4 protein-coding genes are annotated in these 5,432 nt (G+C 29.8%); 2 read left to right on the top strand and 2 right to left on the bottom strand.

Annotation, left to right across the window (positions count from 1 at the left end):
- Together AB1349_12655 and AB1349_12650 are read right to left on the bottom strand one after the other, a co-directional pair.
- Nucleotides 1-612 (bottom strand): tyrosine-type recombinase/integrase (locus AB1349_12655; protein ID MEW6558177.1); only part of this gene is annotated, 612 nt, incomplete at its 3' end.
- A 398-nt stretch (nt 613-1,010) separates the two neighbouring features.
- The gene (locus AB1349_12650; protein ID MEW6558176.1) at nt 1,011-1,649 is read right to left on the bottom strand and encodes a recombinase family protein; all 639 of its coding nucleotides are present in this window, start codon (nt 1,647-1,649) and stop codon (nt 1,011-1,013) included.
- Between the two features lie 132 nt (nt 1,650-1,781).
- On the opposite strand from AB1349_12650, the gene AB1349_12645 reads away from it, so the two are divergent.
- Together AB1349_12645 and AB1349_12640 are read left to right on the top strand one after the other, a co-directional pair.
- On the top strand, nt 1,782-4,874 hold the full coding sequence (locus AB1349_12645) for a Tn3 family transposase (GenBank protein MEW6558175.1): 3,093 nt from the start codon (nt 1,782-1,784) through the stop codon (nt 4,872-4,874).
- Between the two features lie 267 nt (nt 4,875-5,141).
- Nucleotides 5,142-5,432 (top strand): ParB/RepB/Spo0J family partition protein (locus AB1349_12640; protein MEW6558174.1); only part of this gene is annotated, 291 nt, incomplete at its 3' end.

Genomic DNA, 5,432 nt, shown 5'->3' with positions numbered 1-5,432 from the left:
ATTCAAAAGATTAGTTGCAAAACTATGTCTCAGTCCGTGGAAGCTACTCTTAATTCCCAATCTATCAAGAACCCTCCTGAAAGCATTTTTCACATAAGGAGCAGTAATAGTAAATCCCTTAAAATCATCTATTAACCTCTCTCTAAACCTCAGAGGCATAAAAGTAACTCTGGCCTTACTCCCCTTCCCTATAACAGATAACCTCAAAGACCCGTTAAATGTTATATCTTCCGCCTTAAGCCCCAGTACCTCCGAGAGCCTCAAACCGGAATAATAACTGATCTCCACAGCAAGACCCAGTTCTTTCCCCTTAGAAGTCCGGGGAAGGCTCTTTAAAATTAATTGAAGCTCTTCCTCATCAATCAATTTATCCTGAATATTCTTTACCTCTCTTTTTTCTCTCTTACTCCATTTCGGCATCCTGTAATCAAGCTCAATCCCAATCTCCGCACATTTCTTTAAAACGGATCTCACCTGATCATACCGGCTCTTACTTCTCACTTCCAGCCTGCCCTCTTTTATAAGTTTAATAATATGACAGTATTCCCCGATAGACCGATCACTCAAAAACCCTTCATACTTTTCTCTAAAAATCTCCCACTCCTGTTTCATAAAAATCTCACCTCTGACCCCATTATACCATAAATAGTTATCTAAGTAGACTTAGATAATCATTTTTTATGACGTTTTACATTATTTTTATACCAAAATTCAGTATATGTTTACTTTTGCGAATACTAAATTTACTTTTGTAAATATTGGAATTTATCTAAAAATTCACTCAGATATATAATTTTGATAAAAAAGGAATTTAAAATCATTTTAACGAATAGAACTTTGGGTGTTTTTAAACAATTAGGGTAAATCCTTCACGGAAAAATAGTAAAAACCTAATGTTTATAACAGTTTCTATTGAAATTTCGCGTCTAAATTTATAATAACTCAATTTTATGTTCATTTCTTTGTTTCTACAAAGGAAGAAGCTTCATTTATTAAAAGGCAAAAAAATACTAAGGTTTTTTTACAAATTCCTTTTCAGCAATTTCTTTAAGATTTCTGTTTTTTATAAAAGAGCAGATACCTGTATAGGACACACCCATAATCCTTGCTATAGATGCCTTTGAAACTTTTTTCGATAAGAAGTTCTTTATATCCTCTTCTTTGCCATCCAGTTTTGATTTCCCCAGAGCTCCTTTGGGTCTGCCTATTTTTTTTCCTTTAGCTTTTGCTGTAGCCATTCCCAGTTTTGTCCTTTGTGAAATTAAATCGTGTTCTACTTCTGCAAATATTGAAAATAGTGCAATCATAACTTTTGTCTGTAAATTTCCTTTGTCATTAAGAATAATATTTTCTTTTATAGAAATAAGTTTGATATGCCTCTTAATCAATTCATCTACAATTCTAATTATTTGCCCCAGACTTCTTCCGAGTCTGGATAGCTCAGTAACAATAAGAGTATCATTTTCTTTAAGCTCTATTAAGAGATTTTCAATTTTACGCTCTCTGGTATTTTTTTTAGCTGAAATCTGAATTTCTATAAAAGAGTTAATTTCTATTTTATTTTTATAGGCATAATCTAATATTGAGAGTCTCTGATTACTCAGATCCTGTTTATTTGTAGATATTCTTAAATAGGCTATAGTCTTCATATTTTCCTCCACAACTATAAAAATGGTAAAAACGAATTTTTTTATATAATTACCAACCATTATATATTATAATTTTATAGTTAACAAATCTCTATTTGAAGGACCGTTTTTATAGTAAAAAAGGAGTTGAATATGAGTACTCATATCCAAATTTTAAGCAAAGCTAATATTAAAGCATTTGATGCTCCCCCGAAATTCGATAGTATAGAAAGAAACAAATTTTTCAGACTACCTGAATGGGCTAAAGAATTTGTCGATAGTAAAACAACAATTACTACTAAAGTCGGGTTTATTATGCAACTTGCTTATTTTAAGTCCACAAAAAAAATCTTTAATCCTCGAAATTTTTTTTATGAAGATGATATAAAACTTATTGCTAAAAGATTTGATATACCATTAGAAGAAATTAAAATACAAGATTTTTCAGATAGAGCATATAATATAAACAAAAAACTCATACTTGAAAAATATGGATTTCTGCCTTTTGATGAAAAAACCAGAGCTCTTTTAAAAGAAGAAGCCGCATATCTGGCTTCAAAACATTTAAAACTGGAGTTTATGTTTATATCACTGGTAGATTTTCTTAAAAGAAAAAAGATAGAAATCCCCAGTTATCACGCAATATCAGAAATTATAACAGAGGCTTTAATTGATTATGAGAAAAACTTATCAGAGGTAATTGAAAATAATATAACTGATGAACAGAAAGGGGCTCTTGAAGAACTTTTTGGAATACCAGAAAAACGTTATAAAAAAGAACAGGATAATTTAGAAATTAAAAGATATAAACTTACCTGGTTAAAAAAGAGTTATCAATCTCTCAGGGAGCATAAAATAAAACAAAACATCTATGATTTAGATTATCTTAAATCTTTATTTTTTCATCTACAACCACTTATAGAATCTTTAAATTTATCACCGGAAGTTATTAAATATTATGCTTATATCGTTATAAAATCTCAGGCTTCTCAAATTTATAGAAGAAATGAGAAAAAAGTTCTTTTTCTGATTGCATTTATAATTCACAGATTTTATGAGATTCAGGATACACTTATGGAAACTTTATTACAGTCCGTTCAAAGTGCCCTTACGAAAACTACTAATACACACAAAGAGAAATTTTATGAGTTCAGAAAGACAAAGTCTAAAGCTATAGGTGAAATTTCTGAATTTTCAAAGCTTTCCCAGAAAGCATTTGAAGCAATGGAAATTATTCTTAATTCTCCTGATTTATCATCAGATGCTAAAGTAGACGCAATAAAAAAAGTTATTGGTCAGGTGAAAAATACAAAATATAAAGAACTTCCGGAAAAAATTAATTCTCTTGAAAATTTTTCTAAAAACATTAGTAAAAACGGAGATTATTATGATGTATTAGAAGCTCAATCCCTGAAATTACAACGTAAGGTATCCGAAATTGTAAAAAGTATTGAATTTGATGGTAAAACTTCAAAAAAGCATCTTATTGAAGCAATAGATTATTATAAAAAAACAGATAAGTTAAGAGGAAATAAAGTTCCTTTAAATTTCCTTGATATAGAAGAGGAAGATTTGATTTTTGATGTTAATGGCAAGTTCAGAATCTCTCTTTATAAAGCCCTGTTATTTATAAAAATATCTGATGCTATTAAATCGGGAAATTTAAATTTGAATTATTCTTACAAATATCTTTCATTTGATAATTACCTCCTTCCTGAAGATCACTGGGAAGCGAATAAAGATTTAATACTTGAAAGGGCAGGCCTTAGTAAATTGTGTTCCTTTGAAAAAATCAAACCCCATCTGGAAAAAGAAGTAAAAACTTTATATGAAAAGGTAAATCATAATATATTTACCGGAAAAAATAAATATATAAAATTCGATTCAAAAGGCAATATGAAGAATATCATAACTCCAAAAATTGATAAAGAATATACTTATAAAACTTCCAGGTTGTTTTCTAAGGTTAAATTCGTATCTCTCCTTGAAATTTTATCTACAGTAAATGATGTAACTAATTTTTTAGATCCTGTAAAACACTGGATGATAAAAGATGTTCGTAAAAATCCGGAGCTAAAAAATATTATTGCCGGTATTATTGGATATGGCTGTAATATAGGAGCTAATAAAATTGCCGAAATATCCAGGGATATTAATAAAGATGAATTATATAATACTATTAACTGGTATTTTTCTATTGATAACCTTGAACTTGCGAATAACAAAATTATAGAATTTGTTGAACGTCTTAATCTGATTAATTTATTTAAAAATCCGGAAGGGCTTATTCATACCTCCAGTGATGGCCAGAAATATAATATTGCTGTTGAATCTTTAAATGCCAGTTATTCTTATAAATACTTTGGAAAAGGCAAAGGGCTCAGTGTCTACAGCTTTATAGATGAAACTCATCGTCTCTTTTACTCTACTGTGATTAATAATTCAGAAAAGGAAGCCACGTATGTTATTGATGGCTTAATGCATAATGATGTAATAGAAAGTGAAATTCATTCTACTGATAGTGATGGTTATAGTGAAATAATCTTTGGTCTGACACACCTGCTTGGAATTTCATTTGCTCCAAGAATTAAGAATTTAAAAGATCAACATCTTTATAGTTTTCAAAAAGCATCGGAATTAAAAAGGCTTGCTTATAAAATCAGGTCTCAGAAAAAGATAAATACTAAAATTATTGAGAAAAACTGGGATAATATATTAAGATTTGTTGCCACTATTAAGCTGAAACATACCACAGCCTCACAATTGCTTCACAGGTTAAACTCTTATTCTAAACAACATCCTTTATATCAGGCTTTAAGAGAATTTGGAAGAATTATAAAAACAATCTTCTTGCTCAATTATATAGATGATGTAAAACTTCGTCAGGCTATTGAAAAACAATTGAATAAGTCTGAAAATATTAATAAATTTGCTAATGCAGTATTTCATGGGAATAATCAGGAATTTCAGCAGGATACAAAAGAAGAACAAATAATTGCCGAAAACTGTAAGAGATTAATAGAAAATTCTATTATATGTTGGAATTATTTATATCTTTCACAAAGAATTCTTGAGGCGAAGAGTAAAAAGCAAAAACAAAATATCATTAATACTCTGAAAAATGGCTCTATAGTTGTATGGCAACATGTAAATTTGCAGGGGGAATACGATTTCTCGGAGAAAACTTTAAAAAAATCTATAAAATTTAATATCCCGGATATTTTAAAAGTTGAAATAGACGCGTAAAATTGAATAAAAGTATTGTAAATACTGAGGTTTTAAGAATTTTCCGTGAAGGATTTACCCTAATTGTTTAAAAATACCCAATTACAGAATCCAAGAAGGAAAATCTTAACTGAAAGTAGAAACATAGGGGACAGTAAAATATAAAAAAGTGGCTAAAAATAAAAGGACCTCTTCGTAGGCGGAGAGGTATTCACTGAACAAAGCCATTATAACACGGACAAACCTTTGTGTCAAAGGTTATATTTGCTATTGTACACATAGGAGGCTATGATGCCAGAGACAAATATAAAACATATAATGAGAAAGAAGTTAGGAGATTTAATTTCTCTTCCTATAGATAAAATACAAATTTCGGAATTTAATACTCGTTGTCAGTTTGTGGATCACGACCATGTAGAAACCCTTATGAAATCTATTGAAACGAATGGTTACATTCCAAAATCAGCCGTATGGGTAAATGCAGTTATAGGACCAGATGAAAAAATAATAGCTTACAGACTGGTTGCTGGGCGTCATAGATATGAGGCAACAAAGAGATTAAATTTAGAAGAAATTCCT

The organism is Elusimicrobiota bacterium (assembly GCA_040757695.1).
Classification (GTDB): Bacteria; Elusimicrobiota; UBA8919; order UBA8919; family UBA8919; genus JBFLWK01.
This window is presented reverse-complemented; position numbering and strand designations above follow the sequence as displayed.